The sequence below is a fragment of the Hallerella sp. genome (assembly GCF_022776125.1).
In the GTDB taxonomy this organism is placed as follows: Bacteria; Fibrobacterota; Fibrobacteria; order Fibrobacterales; family Fibrobacteraceae; genus Hallerella; species Hallerella succinigenes.
The window spans coordinates 1-21210 of sequence record NZ_JALFIA010000021.1 but is presented as its reverse complement, the minus strand read 5'-3'; the positions used below and the strand labels follow the sequence as shown (position 1 = coordinate 21210).

14 protein-coding genes are annotated in these 21210 nt (G+C 51.0%); 4 read left to right on the top strand and 10 right to left on the bottom strand.

Going from position 1 to position 21210, the window contains the following annotated elements:
* The 3 genes from MR847_RS03175 to MR847_RS03165 all read right to left on the bottom strand — a co-directional run.
* Positions 1–989: glycosyl hydrolase family 8 (locus MR847_RS03175; RefSeq protein WP_287722923.1), on the bottom strand; the 989-nt coding region annotated here is incomplete at its 3' end.
* A 170-nt stretch (positions 990–1159) separates the two neighbouring features.
* The gene (locus MR847_RS03170) at positions 1160–2530 is read right to left on the bottom strand and encodes a glycosyl hydrolase family 8 (RefSeq protein ID WP_106519756.1); all 1371 of its coding nucleotides are present in this window, start codon (positions 2528–2530) and stop codon (positions 1160–1162) included.
* 167 nt (positions 2531–2697) lie between these two features.
* On the bottom strand, positions 2698–3624 hold the full coding sequence (locus tag MR847_RS03165; RefSeq protein ID WP_106519755.1) for a T9SS type A sorting domain-containing protein: 927 nt from the start codon (positions 3622–3624) through the stop codon (positions 2698–2700).
* A 286-nt stretch (positions 3625–3910) separates the two neighbouring features.
* Here MR847_RS03165 and MR847_RS03160 point away from each other — a divergent pair, with 286 nt between their 5' ends.
* Both MR847_RS03160 and MR847_RS11080 read left to right on the top strand, forming a co-directional pair.
* Positions 3911–6109, top strand: coding sequence for a glycosyl hydrolase family 8 (locus MR847_RS03160; protein WP_287722922.1), 2199 nt, complete (start codon positions 3911–3913; stop codon positions 6107–6109).
* A gap of 36 nt (positions 6110–6145) precedes the next feature.
* Positions 6146–8350, top strand: coding sequence for a cellulase family glycosylhydrolase (locus MR847_RS11080; RefSeq protein ID WP_287722921.1), 2205 nt, complete (start codon positions 6146–6148; stop codon positions 8348–8350).
* Between the two features lie 228 nt (positions 8351–8578).
* Here MR847_RS11080 and MR847_RS03150 read toward each other — a convergent pair whose 3' ends face one another.
* The 6 genes from MR847_RS03150 to MR847_RS03125 are packed head-to-tail and all read right to left on the bottom strand — an operon-like array spanning position 8579 to position 17904.
* Positions 8579–9637, bottom strand: coding sequence for a glycoside hydrolase family 18 protein (locus MR847_RS03150; RefSeq protein WP_100424967.1), 1059 nt, complete (start codon positions 9635–9637; stop codon positions 8579–8581).
* Positions 9638–9645: 8 nt separating this feature from the next.
* The gene (locus tag MR847_RS03145) at positions 9646–10512 is read right to left on the bottom strand and encodes a hypothetical protein (protein ID WP_287722920.1); all 867 of its coding nucleotides are present in this window, start codon (positions 10510–10512) and stop codon (positions 9646–9648) included.
* 12 nt (positions 10513–10524) lie between these two features.
* Complete coding sequence (locus tag MR847_RS03140; protein ID WP_287722919.1) at positions 10525–12681, bottom strand: hypothetical protein; 2157 nt, start codon at positions 12679–12681, stop codon at positions 10525–10527.
* A gap of 16 nt (positions 12682–12697) precedes the next feature.
* Positions 12698–14899, bottom strand: coding sequence for a hypothetical protein (locus MR847_RS03135; protein WP_241899447.1), 2202 nt, complete (start codon positions 14897–14899; stop codon positions 12698–12700).
* Between the two features lie 26 nt (positions 14900–14925).
* Entirely contained in the window at positions 14926–17157 is a 2232-nt protein-coding gene (locus tag MR847_RS03130; protein ID WP_287722918.1) for a hypothetical protein, read from the bottom strand.
* Between the two features lie 9 nt (positions 17158–17166).
* On the bottom strand, positions 17167–17904 hold the full coding sequence (locus MR847_RS03125) for a sugar-binding protein (protein WP_100424972.1): 738 nt from the start codon (positions 17902–17904) through the stop codon (positions 17167–17169).
* 260 nt (positions 17905–18164) lie between these two features.
* Between MR847_RS03125 and MR847_RS03120 the strand changes: the two genes are divergently transcribed.
* Complete coding sequence (locus tag MR847_RS03120) at positions 18165–19358, top strand: glycoside hydrolase family 5 protein (RefSeq protein WP_241899448.1); 1194 nt, start codon at positions 18165–18167, stop codon at positions 19356–19358.
* A 9-nt stretch (positions 19359–19367) separates the two neighbouring features.
* Here the strand turns inward: MR847_RS03120 and lpxA are convergent, their stop codons facing one another.
* Positions 19368–20126, bottom strand: coding sequence for an acyl-ACP--UDP-N-acetylglucosamine O-acyltransferase (lpxA, locus tag MR847_RS03115; RefSeq protein ID WP_106519749.1), 759 nt, complete (start codon positions 20124–20126; stop codon positions 19368–19370).
* A gap of 32 nt (positions 20127–20158) precedes the next feature.
* Here lpxA and MR847_RS03110 point away from each other — a divergent pair.
* Positions 20159–21210: glycosyltransferase (locus MR847_RS03110; RefSeq protein ID WP_287722924.1), on the top strand; the 1052-nt coding region annotated here is incomplete at its 3' end.

Genomic DNA, 21210 nt, shown 5'->3' with positions numbered 1-21210 from the left:
TTCCAGTCATGATTTTTATCCACCACGGCGAACAAGCGAAGTGCCACCGGAGAGAAGTAGCTCAAGTTGTAAGACGGATTCGCGGCAGCCTTCCAGGTCGGCGTGTCACCCGAATAGAGGAGGTTATTCGAGGTATTGACTTCGTTATCCCATAGAGCGTTGATCAGAGTCAAAGCATCATTCAAGTAACCCGTGTTGCCCGTCTTATAGTAGGCGAGAACGAGGGAGGTTGCGATATCCAAGTCTGCGTCCGTTGCACTCGACACATCCGGAATATCCCAACCGAAGCTCGACACGAGCCACGGCATCAAACCACGACCGCTTGCATAGGCTGAATTACGGTAAGCCTGGTTGTAAACCCAAAGAGCGTTGAACGCTTCCAGGTCGCCTTCAAAAAGCGTAATGAGCATGCCGTAACCAATGCCTTCCGACACCGTACAGCCACGCTTGTACATATTCGAACCCGAAGCTTCCGCAATCGTGCAGCTCGCCGAGTTAAAAGTCGACCAAATCACACGGGCAGCTGTCATGCCCTGCGCCGTATAGGCACCAAAGACCGTCGAAAATTCAGCGCCCCAAGTTGGGTAACGGGAAGCTTCTTCATTCAAAGTGATGTAGTGGAAAGCCTTCCAGGTATCATAAAGGCTCGACGTCACCGACTGATCTGCAGTCGTCGGGAATACACCCGAAGTCGTTCCACCCGTCGCTGCATCAATAAAGGCGCTGTTCATCGAAGACGTCGCCACCGGCGTCGACGAAGAGCTGCTTAAAACAGCCATCGAAGAGCTGCTTAAAGCAGCCTCCGAAGAGGAAGAAACGCCATCATAGACAGAGGAAGAGGAATTAATCGGAGTCACAACGCTACTGTAATAGGCCGTAGCAGAAGACGTCAAAGTCGGATCGGGCGAAGAAGCGCTGTCGCCACCACAAGCCGAAAGACCAAAAGCGGCAAGCAGGGCAAGAGATCCAGCGCAAAGATTCAAGTTCATAATTTCTCCGGGGATATGGGCAAATAACTACCTGTGGGTAGCCGCCACAAATATACACATCCATTTTTAAAAAACCGTGAAATGAAAACGAAATTTTAAATAAAAAAAGAAGAATGAAGCCTGCGTCACAGACTTCATTCTTCTACAGTTTTCCAAATGCCGATAGAGGCTTAAATGCCCATATTACTCGGCTTCACATACATGCCATTCAACAGCTGGCTGTACATCATCTGGAGAATGTTCGGGAAGTAACTCGAAGCGGAAGTTTGCATTACCGTGGCGTTCAAGACATTCGTGCAAGTGTTCAACCAATCCATTGAATTGCCCGCCATACCGGTTGCACACCAAGCAGCTTGCCACTGGGTCGGCAAATTCTGGCCTTGGATATCGGCTCCAATGCTCAAATTCCAGGAGTAGTTCACCGCCGGAATCGAAAGCGGATCATTATTCGATCTTGCCATGATGAAGTTATTCAAGGTGTTCAACACCGATGCAGCACGTTCATCCGCAAACCAGTAATAGTCCCAAGCGATACGCCACGGAATACGCACGGATTCCTTGTTGAAGGTCCAGTACGTAGTCTTTGCACTGTTGTTCGGCGGGTTGATCGCATTGCCGCTGCCATCGCTCCAGTCCGGAAAAACGCCCGTACCGGCTGCCTGTACATTCAGCATATAGGTGTACTGCGCATTCAGCACAGAAGTCCAATCATGATTCTTGTCTACAAGAGCGAACAAGCGGAGTGCCACCGGAGAGAAGTAGCTCAAGTTATAAGACGGATTCGCGGCAGCCTTCCAAGTCGGCGTATCGCCCGAATACAGGAGATTATTGCTCAAGTTGACTTCGTTATTCCACAAAGCGGCAATCAAAGTCAAGGCATCGTTCAAGTATGCCGTATTGCCCGACATGTAGTACGCGAGAATGAGGGAGGTCGCAATATCCAAGTCCGCATCCGTTGCACTCGATTCATCCGGAATATCCCAACTGAAGCTCGAAGTGAGCCACGGCATCAATCCACGGCCGCTTGCATACGCGGAATTACGGTAAGCCTGGCTATAAATCCACAAACGGTTGAATGCGTCCCAGTCCCCCTGGAAGAGCGTAATAAGCATACCATAACCGATACCTTCCGATACCGTGCAGCCACGCTTGTACATATTCGAGCGCGAAGCTTCCTCAATCGTGCAGCTCGCCGAGTTGAAAGTCGACCAAATAACACGCGCAGCACCCAAACCCTGCGCCGTATAGGCACCAAAGACCGTCGAAAATTCAGCACCCCAAGTCGGGTAACGAGTAGCTTCATCTTCCAACGTAATGTAATGGAAAGCCTTCCAGGTATCATACAACGCTGCCGTATAAGTCGGATTCGCCGTTGCCGGGAGAATACCCGACGTCGACGCACCTCCACCACCTGCAGAAGAAGTCTGGGTCGATGACGAAGAATTTTCCGGGGATGCGGAAGTCGAGCTGCTCGTACTGCAAGCCGACAAACCGAATGCGGCACAGAGAGCGAAAGCTCCCAAAGAAGATTTCAAATTCATAAAGTCTCCAGGATGAATTTAGAACGGCCATCAGGCAAATTACGTTCTAAATATATAACGATTATTCGAGAATTCCTGCAAACGAAAGCAAAAATTTAGCTTACAAAAAAAAGAATGGAATCTGTATCACAGATTCCATTCCTAAAGCTCAAAAGAGTTTTCTCAGATTACTTGAGAATGATCTTCTGGTTGAAGTTTGCCTTGCCAGCAACGCGGACCATGTAGACGCCAGCGTCGAAGGAAGCGAGGTTCAAGGAAGCAGAAGAGGAGTTGAGAACGCTCTTCAAAACAACCTGACCCTGGAGGTTGATCACTTCAACAGTTGCACCAGCGTTCACGCCAGACAGAGCGAGCGTACGGCCAGCAACGGAAGCCTTCACAGCGGAAGCGGAAGAAGCAGCCTTGATGCCAACACCGCCGATGCACTTGCCGAGTTCGCCGATCGTAGAAACGTTGAATTCAGTAGACTTGCCGTCAGCAGCAGCGATCTTGAACTTGATAGCGGCAGCAGAAGCGAGAACGACAGCCTGGTCAACCTTATTGCCCCAGCCGGATTCCTGCTTGAAAGCGCTCCACGGGAGGTCAACGACAGCTTCAGAAGCCTGAATCTTCAAGGAAGCCTTGTAGTTGTTGTAAGCAGTCACCGTGGCTTCGTCAGCCGGAGCGAGTTCGAGAGCCGGAGCAATGCCAGTGGACTTGTAACCGATGCAGATACCACCCCAAGAAGAGATGTCGTTACCGCCCTGGGCGCCGCCGCTCAGGTTGAAGCCAACACCGACGAACGGATAAGAGTACGGGCCACCCATGGTAGCAGTACCGCAAACACCGCCGCAAGCATCGATGATCGGGTCCATAGCGTCTTCAGCGTATGCGTTACCCTTACCAGTCGGCCAAGTGATGCTGGAGGTACCCGGACCATTGTCAGCGGTTTCCTTGTTATCGTTGTAATCGTACCAGTAACCATAGGTGTCGGTACCATCATCGAAACCGGTTTCAACGCGGTATTCGGAGTTTGCACCAACCCAAGTTTCCATAGCGAAAGACATAGAAACAGCTGCGAGAACTGCAGATGCTGCTAAGATTTTCTTGTTCATATTTTCTCTCTCTTGTTAATGTGGATGCCCAATAAGGGCGGTTTGCAAGCTAATATATCTTTTTTTCTGAAAAAAGAAAGTGATTTTTCCATTCCTTAACTTTTTTTTGCAAAGTTCCTTTTTTATGGGAAATATCGCACTTTGGTTTACAGATTTTTACATTTGAGTTCGACTTTTGGGGCAAAAATAATCGTAAAGCGTGACGAATTGCAAACAAACTATCATTTAACTTTTTTATACAATAAAAGAAATCCGTTTCTTTTTGAGATGGATTATTTTCGGAGGTATGAAAAAGTCATCTAAATCCCTTTTATTCTTAGGCTTTACGGCGGCATCCCTCTCCTTCGCAGGGACTCCACAGTTCCCATTCCCGCAGAACCAAGCCTATCCTTACGGCAACACGTTCAAATCTGCCACAATTGACTCTCTAAAGAGCCATTTTAAGATGTGGAAAGGCGCTTGGTACACCGAAGCGGGTACCTATTATCAAAAATATGAAGGCGCCACCGCAAATGCAAACGCCGGCATGCCTGCCGGCACGGCTCGTATCATTAGCCCGAACGCCCACTCCGAATACACGGTTTCCGAAGGCATCGCCTACGGCATGCTTATCATGGTCTATATGTCTAGCACAACCGATGACCACCAGGCGGAATTCGATAAACTCTGGAAATATTGGAAGTGCTACGGCAAGGGCTTGAACGGAAGCGGTTGCAATAGCTGGAGCGGCCAGGGCATGGACTGGGAAATCGACAACGAATCCGGCTCCATAATCGGCAGCGGTACGGCGAGCGACGCAGAATTTGATGCAGCAGTCGCCTTGATTATGGCTTACAAGCAGTGGGGCGACGCCTCTTACCTGAGCGATGCCAAGCAGTTGATCTCTTGGATCAAGAACAACGACATGGAATCCGACGGAAGCATTAAACCGGGCAGCAACTGGAACCCGGCATTCAACCCGAGCTATACAGCCGTCGCAGCATTCCAATTGTTCTATGAAGTGACAAGCGATAGTTTTTGGCAGACGGCGATTTCGACGTCCCTTACCCATTTGCGCGCTTGCCAGAACTCCGTGACCGGCCTGATGCCGGACTGGTGCGACTGGAGCTCGCATCAGGCGATTCAGCCTAACGCTGCCGTTTCGGGTGGATATCTGGGATTTTATGACGATGCGGCCCGCACTCCGTGGAGACTCGCCTGGGGCTATGCCTGGTACGGCATTGCTGGCGCCAAGGAAGCTAACGACGCCATTATCGGCTGGCTCGATTCCGCCACTTATGGATACGCAGGCATGATCCTTCCGGGCTACAACCTGGACGGTTCTTCGGACAACGAAGTGTTCGTTTCGTCTACCTATGCAGGCGGCCTCGGTCTTTCGATGCTTTCGGCAGACGCTCCGAAGTCCTACCTGGAAAACCTGTATTACACCCTTTCCAATACAGAAGGCAAGGTTTCTTTGACGGCTTCCAAAGGCGAAAACTACTTTGCGGCGACGTTGAACGTTCTTTACATGCTCCTTCTCACCGGTAACATGCCGAACTTCTACAATATGGAAGGTTACACGGCCTTTACCCCGGATCCGACGAATGTCCTTACACCGTCCGCTCCGGCAGGCACATTGATGCCAGTGGGTTCGGGCGCAACGATTTCCGGTTTCTGGAACTGGGGCGGTTACTCGGATAAATTCGGCGTTACCAAGATGTATCCGGATTCCGGCAGCACGGCGATTTACCAGCAGGACGACGGTTCTTACGTTGTCGCCATGGAAGCTTTCCTCGCTCCGGAACCGACCTATATCGGCGGCGTGGAATTGAACTACCCGTTTGCCGGTGTCGCATGTTCCTTTGACGAAGACGAAAGCTATTATGACTTGAGCGACATTTCCACGGTTCACGTCGTTTACAAGAGCCAGGGCGTGATGCGTTTCGCCCTCCTTGACCAGGAAACTTTGCTTCAGGATCAAGAAGGCGGCGAACCGGGCTACTACCTGCATCCGACCGAAGACTGGAAAACCATTGACATTGACATTACAGCAAACGCTAGCGACCAGTTCAACTCTCTCAGTTACCCGTCTTGGGTGAACTTCGAAAGCTACCGTTCTGACGTTGTCAAGGCGGTTCGCGGTTTCAAGTTCGACGTGAAAATGCAAAAGGCTGGCTACGCTTCCTTCGCCCTGAAGGAAGTAAGCCTTCTCGATGCAACAGGAAACGTCGTCACGAACTTGAAAGACATTAACGGCATTCAAACTCCAAAGGTTACTGTCCAGAAGTCCCTGCTTCGTCGCGAAGGGAATCAAATCTATTACCAGCAGGCTTCGAACGGTGCAAAGCTCCGCGTTTATGACTTGAACGGCACTCTGCTTTCTTCCAAGAGCATCCAGGGTTCCGGTCAGGTTGCCATCGATCAGCTTGCTCCGGCTAGCGGCCTGTACGTTCTGCGTCTTTCGGACGGTGCCAATTCTCAAACTCTGAAAATTCAGAAATAGCGATTCACGTGGGAGTGGGTACCTTAGGAGATTTCTATGAAGAAACTTACCAAACTTCTCGTCGCAGGCGCCTTGGCGTTTGCGGCAGCCGCCTCGGCGGACGCCACAACCGCCAAGCCTTACCGAGTAGGTCCGGTGCAAAACTACGGCGCACTCGGCACCAGCGGAGGTGAAGTCATCAGCCAAAAAACCAATAAGCCCGCAATGCTTCGCGGCGTAAGCCTTTTCTGGTCCGATGCAACCGGCTTGCAATATTACAAACCGGACGTCATCGCGTGGGCAGCCAAGAATTTGGGCATCGATGTGTTCCGCTTTGCCATGGGCGTGCAGTATTACGACAGCAATGGCGGCACAAGCAATCCGATGGAAGAAGGCTATTCTTACATGACCTCTCCGGAAACCTATATTTCCAAAGTGGACCAGATGGTACAAGCGGCGGTGGAAAACGACGTCTATATCATCATTGACTGGCACAGCCACCGTGCAGAAAACGAAATCACGGCAGCAGATACCTTCTTTACCCGCATGGCAAAGACCTACGGCAAGATTCCGAACGTGATTTTTGAAATCTACAACGAGCCGGTGAACACCGCATGGTCTACCATCACAAGCTATGCAAACACCGTTGCAGGTCACATTCGCCAATACAGCGACAACCTGATTCTCGTAGGAACCCCGAGCTGGTCCCAGCTCACTAGCTACGGTGACGTCACAGCCACAAACGTGGCGTATGTATTCCACTTCTACGCAGGAACTCACACGGTTGGCACATTCGGCAGCCGCATTTCCGCTGCAAAGAAAGCAGGCAATGCCGTGTTTATTTCGGAATGGGGCACCACAGCCGCAGACGGCAAGGGTTCCGCAAACGAAAGTAACACAAACGACTGGCTTTCCTTTATGGAAACGAACCGTATCAGTAACTGCAACTGGAGCCTTCGCCAATACACAAGCCCCGTGGATAATTCTGAAGAAGGATCCGCGATCTTTGCAGGCAATGCCTTCCTCACCAATGCGGAAGACTTGAATAATGCGACCTATACAGCTTCCGGTACGATTGTGAAGAATTATCTATCCAAGTACAAAGGCAGCTGGGCAGACTCTTTAATTGCGGGCAACACGAGCGGTTCTTGCCACTTCAACAGCACGACCGTTACCGAAACAGCAGGTGCTCTCACGACACTCCTGAAATCCGGCTGTTCGTACACCTCTAGCGATGAAACGGTAGCCTCGGTGAACGGAAGCACGTTGAACATTCTCTCTGCTGGTTATGCCATTTTGACGGCAAACGACAATTCTCAATCGATCGTTGTCGTTGAAAAAGAACCGGAACAGATCGTATCTGGCCTTTCCGACTTCACCTGTCGTTATGGCGGATCCTGCACTCAGAGCCATTCCATGGTCAACTACTCTGGTACAAGCGACTACGAAACGCTTTTGACTACATCCTTCACAACGGTTCAAGGCGGAGCTCTGACTTTTGAATCCTTGACTCCAGAAATTCTTACAGTTAAACTGGCCACCTGCACAAATTCCAAATACTGCTACAGTGCTTTGAATTCGACAGCCGTGATGGCAGAATTCACCACTGTCCTCGGCGATGGCAAAATCCGCGTTACCGCTCCGGCAGTTTCCGGTTACCGCGCCATGGACGATACGATTACGGTCACATTCGCCAAGGGTCAGCAACGTATCTATTCAAAGTTCAAGAATAGAACTTTAACTTTCGGTGCCGTTACCGAAGCGAACGCTCTCCCCGACACGATGATGGCAGAACAGATTCCGGTTTCTTACACGTATAACGGAGCCGAATTCTCCCCATACCTGCAAAAGGTCGGCACAACGATCGTCGCTGGCACAGAAAACGCGATTGTGAAGATTACGGCTACCGCTCCGGAAACCGACCACTACGAAGCCTTCGAAAAGTCGATTACCGTAATTGTCGGCGACAGCGCTGCAGCAGTCAACAAGGATGAATATTACGCCACCCCGATTATTTCCAAGGCAGATGTCGCACCGTTCCGCACTCAGGTGCAAAACAACAGCCTTTTGCTCCAGGTTCCGCAGGCAGGCCTTGTGCAGTGGACAGTCTTCTCTTCCTTGGGCAAGGTTGTCGCTTCGAACAAGGAACACATGTCTGCAGGCTCCCACCTGATTTCCTTGGAACAGATTCCGACAGGTTCTTACTTCCTCAAGGTCCGTCAAGGTACAAACGTCGGTTCCTTCCACTGGAACAAGCGCTAAATTCTAAGCCTTCGCCTTTCGCCTAAGCACAAACATTTCGCCCCGCAAGAGCGGGGCTTTTTTGCGTACCGATTGACTCATCCTAAAGAAGCTCACAAGCTCTAAAGTTCAATCCACGAATCGTACAAGCATAAAAGGAACCCGCCGGCCTAGCCGGCGGATTTGAATACATACAAAAAGACCGTCCTCGATGAGGACGGTCTTTGGAATTCTTTGACGTTAGAAGAATTACTTTTTCTTCTTAGCCTTGTAATCCACATCCGGGCGGAGTTCAAGGCCAATCGTCACCATCAAGGAAACGATCGGTTCCGTGTGGTCTTCAGAAAGGTCATAAGCAGCCACGCCAGCATAACCTTCGGACTTCACCGTTTCAGCCAAAGCCTTCACGGAAGGAATGCCCATGAAGACGATCGATTCGATTTCGCTGGTAGCAATTTCAGACTTCGAGGCTTCATCGAAAGAAACCTTGTAATCCGGAGCTTCGAACTTCTTCATCAATTCCTTATAGGCGAGAACACCTTCGTTACCACTACCGACACCCGTCTGAGCTTCGCCGAGTGCCTTGGCGCCCATAAAGCTCTTGCCATAGAAGAATACGACCGGGAGAATCTTATCCTTTTCAACGCCCTTCGAGGTCAAAGCGTTCATCGCTTCTTCAAATGCAGCAACACTCTGGTTCGGCTTGAGTTCAGAAACTTCTTCCGTCATCTGATCCGGAACGAATACAGTCACATATTCCGCATTGTTCAGAACAGAACCGTCGTAAGCATCAGCAGAAGAAAGCGGATACGTGGCAATCGAAAGGGTCTTGTCGCCGAGAGCTTCCTTAAGGGAAGTGACGAGAGCGGCAAAGCCTTCAGCGTTTTCAGCCGTTATGTTCTGCCAGTCCAGTTCCATGCCTGCAGCACCGTTTTCATCGAGAAAAGAAGCGACATTGCTTGCAAAAGTACCGCGGACTTCTTCCGAAGCGGCGATTTCTGCCAGCGTAGCTTCCTGTTCCATGCCGCCCACCGTCACAATCAGCTTGACGTTGTTTTCGGCAGAGAGCTTCGAAAGTTCCTTGAAGTTTTCCGCATCGTTTTCGTCAGCGAAAGCGAGCGAACCATCCGAGGAAGGAAAAAGCGACACATAGTGAATATGGGTCACCATGTTGTAGCGGATATCCTTCGGAGCGAATTGAGAGTACTGGCTCCAGTACGGAAAGTAGCCAACGACCTTATCGGCCGCCGCATTCGCGACTGTCGCCATGCCCAATGCGAAAGTAAAAGCAATCAGTTTTAAGTTCATAAGAATCCTCACTCCGCAATTTCGCGGATGATATCATCATCATCTACGCAGTATAACTTGGTCATCGGATAAGATTCCGACTGAATCGGATTCGCCTTTTCTGCATCCGTGCAAGCACGATAAGCCCAACCGTGAGCCTGACCGTACATCAGATACTGAGAGCTAATTGCAAACGTATCTATCGGGACAGTATTCAAGGCAACGAGATCGTTACGCGTATCTTCGAAGTTGAAGTAGAGCAGTCTCTTCTTTTTATCACTCGGAATGCCACCTGCAGTTGTATCCTGAGTCGTCACGCAATCCGTGGAATCCACCACCGTCTTCGTGCTACCGAGCTGCTTCACAATCGAATAAGTGGTTCCGTCGATTTCGTAAGAGACCTCTTCGGTCTTCGTCGAATCCGTATAGCCATCCACCTTCGTGATGGTCTTGCCGTCTTCAGCGTAAGTCAAAGAGCCGAGATAAACGGTCACCGGAGTTCCATTCGCCGGCTTCACGCGAACGTAAACCGTATCCACGCCGCAGGTTGTCACCGGAGTCGTCGAAACGGACCAGTCTTCCGTCCAAAGTTCTTCCGTGTAACCCGCGTAATACGGGTTCACATAAATCTGGTGTAGAATCGCCGTGTCCGCCATGAAAGCGGCAGAATCCGCTGTCACCGAGTCTGCTTCAAGCGTCAAGCTTGAGTTGTGTGCGGACACGTAATCCTGGATTTGCAAGCTGCGAAGGCCCGGGTGCAATGCCATGTATTCTACAGCGTTGAAATCGCTCGGATAGTTGCCTACCAACGATTCCGAGGAACTTACATCCATCGAGGAGCACGCGGTCAGCGCAACAGTTCCAAGAGCCAGTAAATAAGAAAGAGATTTTTTCATAAAACACACCTCTTAGAAAGTCACCGTGACATCGGCCATGATTACATTCTTGTCAATCGAGAATTCATCCGAGATTACACTTGGAATCGAACCGTTTTCGCCAACGCTCATGCGATTGAAGGAAACCTTATCCGTGAGCAAACCATATTGCACAGACAGGTAAGAAGCCGGGGCAATCTTGATGCGCGGTCCCACACGGAGAAGCATTTCTTCGGTCTTCGTAATGGCGGCAGTTTCCGTCAGCATCAGCGGATTGCCGTATTCCATCGAGACCTTTTCGAAACCAGCCAAGATGCCAACAGGACCCACGAGATTGTCGAAAGTCACGCCAGCCATGATGCGGTCGGACTTGCGCTTGAAGTAATTGTCTTCTTCTGCATGAGCGTAAGAACCCTGGATCAAAGCCTTGTCGAGAGCGGAAACGAACTGGTCGATACGAACACCGAGGCCAGCAGCGTATTCCATGAACACGTCATCAGCGGCATCCCAGTTGTAGCGAGCGAAGCGTCCGTTCACAACCACTGCACCATTCCAATCCAAATCGAGGGAAGCGGCAAAACCCTTGCGGTCCGGAGTGGCAAGGCCGTACGGCAAAGCCATATCCACCGAGACGTTCATGAGGTTCAAAGCTTCGTCGAGTTCAAGACGTTTCTTCGTATCGGCGATATAACCGTTGCGGTAGAAGTGAGCGTTCTTGTAGTTGTTATAGACGCGAGAGTAGAGGTAACCGGATTCGTCATTTTCCGAAGAAAGGACGTTTGCCTTTGCCGAAGTGATCAAGTTCGTCACATTCAATGGATTCGAGTTGTAAACCTGGAAGTAGAGGTTTTCAAGGCTCGACATACCGAAGGTAGAAACAAGGTTCGAGTAAACGGAATCCGAATAGAGAGCGTTTGCGTTCAAGATGACCGTGTTACCGCTGAAGTTCGAAGCCGAAGCGAGTTCAGACCAGAATTTTGCATCATTCTGCAAGTAACGTCCACGGAGTTCCACGGCAAGGTCGCTGAACTTGGCCTGGACATACGGTTCCACATAGAGAGCCGAGCCGTTGTCATCCAAGAAGTTTTCCGAAACGGTTTTGTGAGTTGCCTTGGTAATGGAAGAGACGTAAGCGATCGAGTCAAGACCACCGTCTGCATTCGGAACCAAACCCTTCTTCAGTGAATAATCCGAATAGGTCTTCTCTGCCGAGTAGTAGAGGTCTGCATTCCACCAGGACATTGCATATTCTGCGTCAAAGCCGATCACCACCGGAAGATCCGGGAGAACCTTCTTCGTATTAAAACTGAGTTCACCCGAGAAGACCTTGTTGTCGTCGAAAACGACGGAGTCGCTCAAGTCGAGGTCGTGAGCGAGGAAGCTCAATTCGCGGTCAAAGACATTCACAAAGTTCGCACCGACGTGAGCGCCATAAGCATCCACACCGAGACGGACACCGTAGAGATAACGGTCAGTCCAGTCAAAGTCGAAGAATGCCTGGTCGTTCTTCTTGGAAATGTTGCGCAGACGCGCACCCGTTGCCTGGAGATGCAAATCATCCACAACACCGAGGTTACCACTGTGATAGTCGATGTTCAAACCGTGGAGCAGACGACGGGAAGTCGTGTCCAAGTTTCTCTTGCTCATCGCTTCTGCGCGAGCCTGCGCAAAGATTTCCGGTTCCTGCAGAAGGTTCGGCTGCGGAGTGTAAAGAGTGTACGGAGTATAACCGACGCGCATATAGCCCAAGTTAAAGGCGAGATGATCGTCGAGAATCTTTCCGTCATAAGAGAACCAGTGACCGATGATCGGGTTGTTGTTCTCTTCGTAAGCACTCTGCCAATCCTTGTGAAGGCGAGCTTCTACGCGGACTTCCGTTTCGGAGCTCGGATGAGCGGTGAGAATCAAGTTCACGTCCGTATAAGCTTGAGTTTCCTGAGTCGGAGAATTGTCGCTGAACTGGTCCGAAGAGGCCATCGATGTCAAGACGCCAGCCTTTGCAGAACCGTTCACTCGGAGACCGAGGACCGCATCATTCAGGGAATCCAATTTTTCAAGCAGCGACTTCTGCTGTTCCGCAACACTCTTTTCTGCGGAAGAATCCTGTTCCGGCGCAGCAAAGGCCGTAGCTGCAGAAAGAAGCAGCACCGAAGAGAAACCGAGCAAATGCATTTTCATATTCGAGTTCATTCCTTAGTCCCTCCCACTAAAATTCCACGTTAATGGAAGCTTCGATAATCGACTGACTGAATTCATGTTTGAACTTACCCGCCACATCGGTCGACACATCATAGTAAGAAGGAAGATTATAAGCACCATCAGAAGAAGCGGCAGCCACGATCGAAGCCGTGTTGTACTCGTTCGAAACGGTGATCATTCCGTAGTTCAAAGAGAGCCAAGCGTTGTCTGCCAAGGAGTAGTCCAAACCAACCATCCACTGCATCTGCTTGCTAGTCGTCTTCGGAGCGGCAAGACCGCTGATCAAACCTTCGTAAGCGTTGTATTCGGAATTGATGTACTGGAGACCAGCTGTAAAGCCGAGACGCGGAAGGTACTGAACATAGAGACCGGCATTGATGAAGTCGCTCTTGAATTCAGCCGTACCGTCAGCCGTGCCGAAGGCAGCCCAATTATCCGTATCAACACTTCTTTCCGAATGCTTGTAAGAACCGGAAAGTTCGAGCGGTTTCTTGAAACCGAGCATCTTGAAGACGTCGACCTTAGCGCCACCGCCGAATTCCATATAGGAAGCTTCCTTGAAGCCGACGACCGGAGCTACCTGAGTGAAGGTGCTGAAGAGTCCCTGCACTTCGGCATAGTCCTTCCAGTTCAAGGTGAGGTTAGCACGAGCACCCTGACGGTTCGAAGTAGCGAGACCGTTCGGGAGAGCGAGCTGCAAAGCCGGATCGCTCAAGCTTTCGATAAGAGCGAGCTGGGAGCGGGAATAGACGCCCGACTTCCAGGAACTCTTGTTGAACGGTGCGATGTTGTAACTTTCCGACTGACCGTCGCGAATGCCACCGTCATCGGTCTTCAAAGTCGTCGTGGCCGGAGAATACTTCGGAGCGTAGTTATAAAGAGCGTCAAAGGTCGAGTAGAGCGGGGAGTTCACGCCGTATTTAATCGTGTTGCCGTCCTTGTCGGAGTTCAAGATGCGACGAGCGAAGAACTTCGGGGACTGGGCGACGTTATTGTACCAGTTGCTGTCGTTACGGACCACGTTCACACCGAGGAGAGCGCCCCAGGTGTCAGCGGTCTTGTAACCGGCATTCAAGTTTACCAAGAGTGCGGAACCGTTGAGTTTTTCATCCGTCACGACATCCGTGTAGAGATTTTCGCCGGTCGAAGCATCCACAGCCTGAGCGCCTGTCGTCGCATCGAGAACCGGAACTGCCGTGTGCGTATAAATCTTGTCGGAAGAGTAAGCGTATTCAGCGACGAGATCCAAGACAAGGTTTTTGTTTCCGAGGAAACCAGCAACGTCACCACCTAAGCGACCACTCACCACCATCGTATTCTGCGGATCGGTGTCATATGGGTTGATTGAAGTGAGAACGTAATCGGCGCTCACGTCGTTGTCCGGATGACGATAGGTATAGGAGTAAGAATCTTCGTTATCGAAGATAAACATCGGTGTCACGCCGAGATAAAGGTTCTTATTCAGCGGGAGAAGTTCGATGTTCGCAGCGATAAGCCACTTATCCATGTTGGAAGCCAAGGAGGCGCCTGCGATCGTATCGTTCGGAAGGATATTGCCTTCTGCACCGCTCAGGTCGAGGACCGAGGTGCGGTTCAAGCGAGCGGCCAAAGCTTCTGCGCGAAGTTCGCCGACCGTGCTGCCGAGATTGTGGCGGAACTGGATGTTTGCACCCTGCAAGTTGCGCTGGTTGCCTTCCAGAAGTTCCTGAGCTTCGGCCATGTGGCGCTTGCGAGCGAAAATGGTCGGTTCGTAAAGGATTTCCACATCCGGGTTGAACAAGGTCAACGGAGAATACTGCTGACGGAAGTCACCCACAACCCAGTAGAAGGAGTTGCCGATGTTCCCTTCCACATTGATCCAGCCGACGGACATCGTCTTGGAAGCGGAAGAGAAGTATTCCTGCATGCCTGCGCCGAAGCGAAGCATCACGTTTGCGCGGACAAATTCATACGGACGGAAGTGGAAGTCGATGTCGGCATTTGCCATTTCGTTACGTTCCACATCCGGCATCTTATTCAAGCCAGTCGGATCCTGATCCGTGTCGAAGTAAGAAGCCTGTGCGATAGCGCGGATCTTACCCCCGATTTCCACACCGCGCTTGGCATTGATGGAATCGACCTTAGCATCCAATTTTTCCTGTGTCTGCCATTCCGTAGCAGCGGGGACCGTTGCAGCGGCAGCGAGGAAAGCGATCAAGAATTTTTTCATATTCATCTTCATTGTTCACGCCCTCCTTAGAACCAAACCTTGGTTTCCGCAGCAATGTAGTGCGAATGCCAATCGTTAACGGAAAGGGTTTCGTCGGAATGGGTCATCCATTTGTAGCGAACGTGCAAGCCTGCGCGGTCAGCGAAATCCCAGTCAAAGCCAAGACCGATTGCCGTTTCGAGGTAATTGATCGGGGCGTAAGCGTAGTAGTCGGTAGAGACTTCGTTGTACATATCCGACGTTTTCGAAAGACCGTTCGAAACAGAGTAAGACGTGTAAGCGTATTTAGAGCGGATGTTTTCAAGACCGAAAATACCCACAACGTGGAACTTCGGATGCACAGCGATTGCCGGTTCAAACTGACCGTAGAAGCTCCAGAGGAGCATGTCGGTTTGGTCTTCGCTGTAAGCGATCGGAGCAATCGTCGTCGAAATACCGGAGATAGCGGCATAACCCGTCATCATTATGTTGCGGTCGGTGCCGAACCAGTGTCCGATATCGTAACCGCCCATGAAGGAGAGATAAGAGGACCATTTTGCGTGGCTCGGGACTTCCTTAGACCTGATCTGGTCGGTATTCTGGTAGGCGACGAAGGATTCCCACATTTCCCAAGTTCCACCGTACAAGCCACCCTTCTGACGGCGAAGCTTGATACCGGTACCCGGTTCGAGGACACCCGTACGTGCGACATAGCCACTTGCCTTCGGATCGGCGTTACCCGAGTCAGCCCAGAAAATCGGCTTGTGCTTGGTCCAGGAGTTCGTGCTTTCCCACATATTACGACCGTTCAAACGGTAGTTGAAAACGAGCACGTCCATGCCTTCTTCCACCTGGCGATGCTGACCGTACTGCAAGTCGAAGTAGCCGCGGTTGAAAGTCGGTTCGAGCTTCAAGTTCAAGCCCATCATGTTCGGGGTGTAGCGGAGAGAACCGCCGTTCAAATACATTTCATCCTTACGCCAGCTGGTGAAGCGGGAAGGGTTGCTCAGAGAATACGGAGAATAGAAGTCCTTCGGAAGGTAAATACCTTCGACCGTAATCGGCCAGCCTTCGATGTGCTTGCTCTGCGCCTTCACATAGACACCGACCTGCGGATTTGCCGTACCCGTGGTATAAGCATCTTCTGCATAGCCATGGGTCTGGGCAGCTTCGTCGGACTTGTAGAAGTTCACGGAATCCGTGATGCTCACAGCCACATCCGCCATCAAATAGAGTTTCGGGGTGATGTTACCCTTGATGTCCAAGGAGACCACATGCGTATTCAAGAGGGACGGGGTAAGACCAGCGGTAATGTGCTGGTTACGGAATTCATCTTCGTAAATGATACCCTTGTCGAAGACGACGCCCATGTAGTTTGCACCGAGGGTCATCGTTTCAAAGAGTTTGTCCTTGGCGATTCTGCCGTGATAGACAGCACCGCGCATATCATGAAGACCATAGGTTTCAAGTTCGCCCGGCTGACCTGCATAAAGGCGGAGACCGTCACGGGTACCCATGTCCATATCCATCGGCTGGGAAACCATGAACTGCGCCTTCATGTTGTACGGCAACTGGTAAACGTTTGCAAAGAGACCTCCGAAAGAACGGTTCGTCCAGAAAGCACGACCGCCTTCCTTCACCGGCTTAAAGACCTTTTCCTTATAGTAAGTACTGACGGTCTTTTCGTCTTCGAAGAGTTCGTACTGCCAAGCAAAGCGCGGAGCGGTTTCACGTTCCCACATGGTAAGAGGCGAACCATTTGCCCAAATCACGCCACCTGCGGTCACGTAAGCACCGAAGACGCCTGCACGGATATCCACACCGACGTTGAATTCTTCATCGATCGTCGTGGAGTAGTAGTCCGTCGAGTGATCGTAAAGAACGCGTTCGTCGTACGTCGGCACTTCGGTCGGCTGCGTAGCGTACTTGTTGCCGAAGGTGCCCGAAAGATCGTACGGGAAGGCGATGTTAGACCACAAGGTCATGTAGGAGTTCGGCATGGCAACGATGTTCGCCTTGAAGACAGCGTCGATCGCCGTGCGAGCCTTATCGCTTGCAAAAGCCGGAGAAGTGTTCGAATAATGGAAGTTCTTGACGCGGAACGCCATGAAGCCAGACACTGCCATCGGAAGGTCATCCTTACCGAGCAAGGTCGATTCCATATTATTGGAGAGAGTGTCCAAAGACGCATTGATCGAGTCCAGTTTGACCTGGGTCGGGGTGGCCCAGACGGACGCGGCGCAAGAAGCGATCAAAAAAGAAGAAACTAGTTTACGCATAAAACCCTCTTAAATCGCATTGCGGAATGGATAGTTGGCCGGACCTTCGTACGGCTTGCCATGCTTCTTGATGACGATGTCGTCAATCCACACCTTGAAGGATTCGTTTTCATCCTTACGGACTTCAAGACGGAAACCCTTGAACTTATCCCACGCAAAGGGAAGCATCACGTCACGGGTGTTCTTGGCATCCCAATAAAGACCCGTCATACCGAAGAGCTTCAGCGGAATGCTGTAATGAGTCCATTCCGTCGTAATTTCACCAAGGCTCTTGGAACGGAGCTTGACCTGGAGCGATTCACCACCGCTCTTCACGCCATCGTCCACGAGCACGAACAGAGCGTTTTCACCACCCTTGGCACCTTTAATCCAGAATTCGAGAACTCCTTCTTCGAGGTACGGAGTCAGGTCCACAGAACCGGCGATACAGATAGCCACACCGGAGTAATCGCTAGCGATCAATTCAATTTCCATGGAAAGAGCGCCTTCCTTGGCGTACTTATCCGTCATAAACGGTTCCGGGTTTTCACGCGGATACTGGTAAGTGTATCCACCGCCACGGGGGACAGCTTCGCGCATCACGACAGTAACGACGTCCTTATCCGGGCGGAACGGCTTAGCGGGTTTCATGATAAAGCGGGATTGATCTCGATCGCGGTATTCACTAAATCCGGCAAAAGAGAACGACGCAAGAAGAAGTGTCACGAAAAGGCACTTCCAGATGGGTTTCTGTATCTTTGCATTCATAGATTTTAATCTCTCCAAAATCCGATAAAATCTGGTAAACCACAATATAATTTTTTTTTCACTTTCAAATTTCGTTTTTGCAAAAAAAACACTTTAACTAGAACCATTCCACCCCATTTTTTTGTATTTCTGCCCATTTATTGCGGTTTCATACGTAAACGCCTTATTTGGACACCAAAAAACTTTCATTTTGGGAAAAACTTATGTTTAGGAAAAATTATGTTTAAGAAGGACATATCTATTATACAGGAGCTTCTTCCATGGAAAAAATTTTGATGCCCCTTCTCGGATTCGCTATAACGACGATGGTCGCCTGCTCTAGCGATTCTGGACAGCTCTCTGCGGTCGAATCTTCAAGTTCTGCAGAAAGCTCGGCAACTGTCGTTGCCGTAGACTACTCCCTGGGACGCGCGATGAACGCCCGTCTTGGACGTGGCATCAACTTGGGAAATTCCTGGGATTCCAAGTCATACGCGGATGATGTTCCGGAAGAACCCTATAATTTTGGTTACAACGACGATCTGGACGGCGGCTGGGGAAACCCGATCAAGGACGGCGACTTCGAGATCGTCAAAAACGCCGGTTTTAACTCTGTCCGTATTCCTGTGCGCTGGCAGCACAACTCCAATCCGACCACCCACGAAGTCAATCCGGAACGCTTGGCCGGAGTGATGGAAGACGTACAACTTGCGCTGAATCAAGGACTTGCAGTGATAGTCGACTTTCACTGGTACCAGGAATTGATGAACGCGGCAAACGATTACACGAACGATCCGACAAACAATGCGGCAGCTTACGAAGCGGAAAAGACCCACTTTTTAGCCATCTGGGCCCAGGTAGCGACCGCTCTGAATGTTTTCCCGGATTCGATGCTCGTGCTTGAAATTTTGAACGAACCGACTATCAAGGACGCAACCGTCTTGAACGATGTGATGCTTTCTGCTTACAACGTAATCCGCAGCGCCGCTCCGGGCAAGACGATCATGTTCGAATCTTACCACGCGGCCAAATTCAACGACATCGGAGCCTTACAGCTTCCGCAGGACGGAAACATCATCTTTTCCGGTCACTATTATGAACCGTACACCTACACGCACGCAGGTCACGGTTACACCTGCGCTGGCGACGAAACCTATTCGACGACCGCGACGACGGACTTTCCGAAGTATGTGGCACTCGCCCAGTCCCTTTACCCAGACGTAAACGGCGGACATATTCCGATGAACATGGGTGAATTCGGCGTGGCGGCAGGTGCCCGCAGCAGTTGCGGCGAAGCAAAGGGTCCGAGCGACAAGTATTGGGCTCTTTGGAGCAAGAAGACGATCGCCGCCGCTGAAAAATACGGTATGAGCTGGACCTACTGGGGCTTTACCAAGGTGGGCGGTTTTGAAGCTTATGACCGCTACAACAACACCTGGTACACGGGTATTCTTGACGCCTTGTTCCAGAATTAATTTGCGAAATTAGCGAATCAGCGGACGATTTTCCGCAAAGAAATTTTGAATGGCGAGATCTTCGGATTTCGCCATTTCTTTTGCCATTTCTTCGGCGGGGCGTTTGGAATGGTAGAATTCGCGGTACAGGCGTTCGATTTCAACGATTTTGCTTTCGGGGAAACGCTCCGGGAAACGACGCAAGGCGTGTAGATTGACCCCGGCGAAACGGAGCGGATTTCCGAGCGCCTTCACATACGGGGGAACATCCTTGTCGACTTTGAGTGCCGCGCCGATAAAGCTGAACGCGCCGATGCGACAGTTCTGGGTGACGCCTGCGGTGCCGCCCAAGTTCGCATATTCCCCTATCTGAACGTGACCGGCAAGCTGGACTGCATTCGAGATGACGACCCCGTTTCCGATGCGGCAGTCGTGTGCCACATGGACGTACGCCATCATGAGCACATCGTCGCCGACGACCGTCTTGCCGGTGGCTGCAGTGCCGCGGTGGAGAGTCGCATATTCGCGGATCGTGCAGCGTTCGCCGATTTCGAGTGTGGTTTCTTCACCGCCAAACTTGAGGTCCTGCGGGATGTTCCCGAGGCTTGCGCCGTCAAAGACTTTGGTTCCCGCCCCGATTTTTACATGCGAAAGAACGTGAACGCGGGATTCGAGGACAACATTTTCGCCGATTTCGACAAAATCTTCCACAAGGCACCAAGGGCCGATACAAGCAGAATCTGCAACTTGAGCGTTTGGGCTCACATAGGCGGAAGGGTGAATCATCATGGGTATAGAATAATAAATATATTTTGCCCGTTATGCTAAGCATTTGCATTCTCGGAGTCCTTACAGCGCTTTACGCGGTGCTCTTCCTGTTCTTTTCGATTGGCCTTTTGCGTGCTAAAAAAGACAAGGAAAAACCGGAAAAGCTCTGGACCGTTTCGGTCATTGTTCCTCTGCGCAACGAAGAGGAACATGCAAAGCGAACCCTCGAAGCCTTGAATGCTCAAGATTATACCGGCGAATGGGAAGTCATCTGTGTAAACGACCGTTCGACCGACAACACTCCACAGATACTCGAAGAATTCGCCGCGGCACATCCGAGATTTTCGGTGGTTCATGTTCCGATGGACGCGCCTTACCTCGAAAGCCCCAAAAAGCGTGCGCTCGAAACGGGTTTTAAACAGGCGAAGTACGAAATTCTGATGACGATGGACGCCGACTGCTTACCGCCGAAAGGCTGGGTCCGCTCCATGGCGAACCGCTTCCGAGGAAACATCGCGATTGTGCAGGGGCCGAAAAAAAATTCCGGTTCGCCGGGAGTCGTCCACGCCTTTCAAAAGCTCGAAACCCTCGGCTATACTTCGATTGAAGCGGCTGGCTTCAGCATGGGCATTCCGATGGTCGCAAGCGCGGCGGCTCTCGCCTATAAAAAAGACCTGTTCTTTAAGGTCGGCGGATTTGGCGATCTCGTGCACCTTTCTTCCGGCGACGACGACATGCTCGTGCACAAGATGATCCACGAGCCGGATGTCGGATTCTGCTACAATCTGGACAAGGAAGCGGTCGTCAAAACCGCTCCGGTCGATACCTTCAAAGGTTTGCTGAATCAACGCGCCCGCTGGTCGAGCAACGGAACCAGTTACAGCAATCACCTTTACACTTTTTTCCTGACGCTGATTTACACTTTTTATGTGTGGCTCTTTGTGTCTCCGTGGCTTGCGCTGTTTTTGAATTTTCCATGGAGCTGGTTCCTTGTGCCGTTTGCGGTCAAGTTCGCCGTTGATGTACTATTCCTTTCGATTGGAGCGATTCGCCTCGGAGAAACCAAACTTTTAGCGGCGCTTCCGATGACCGAACTTTTGCAAGT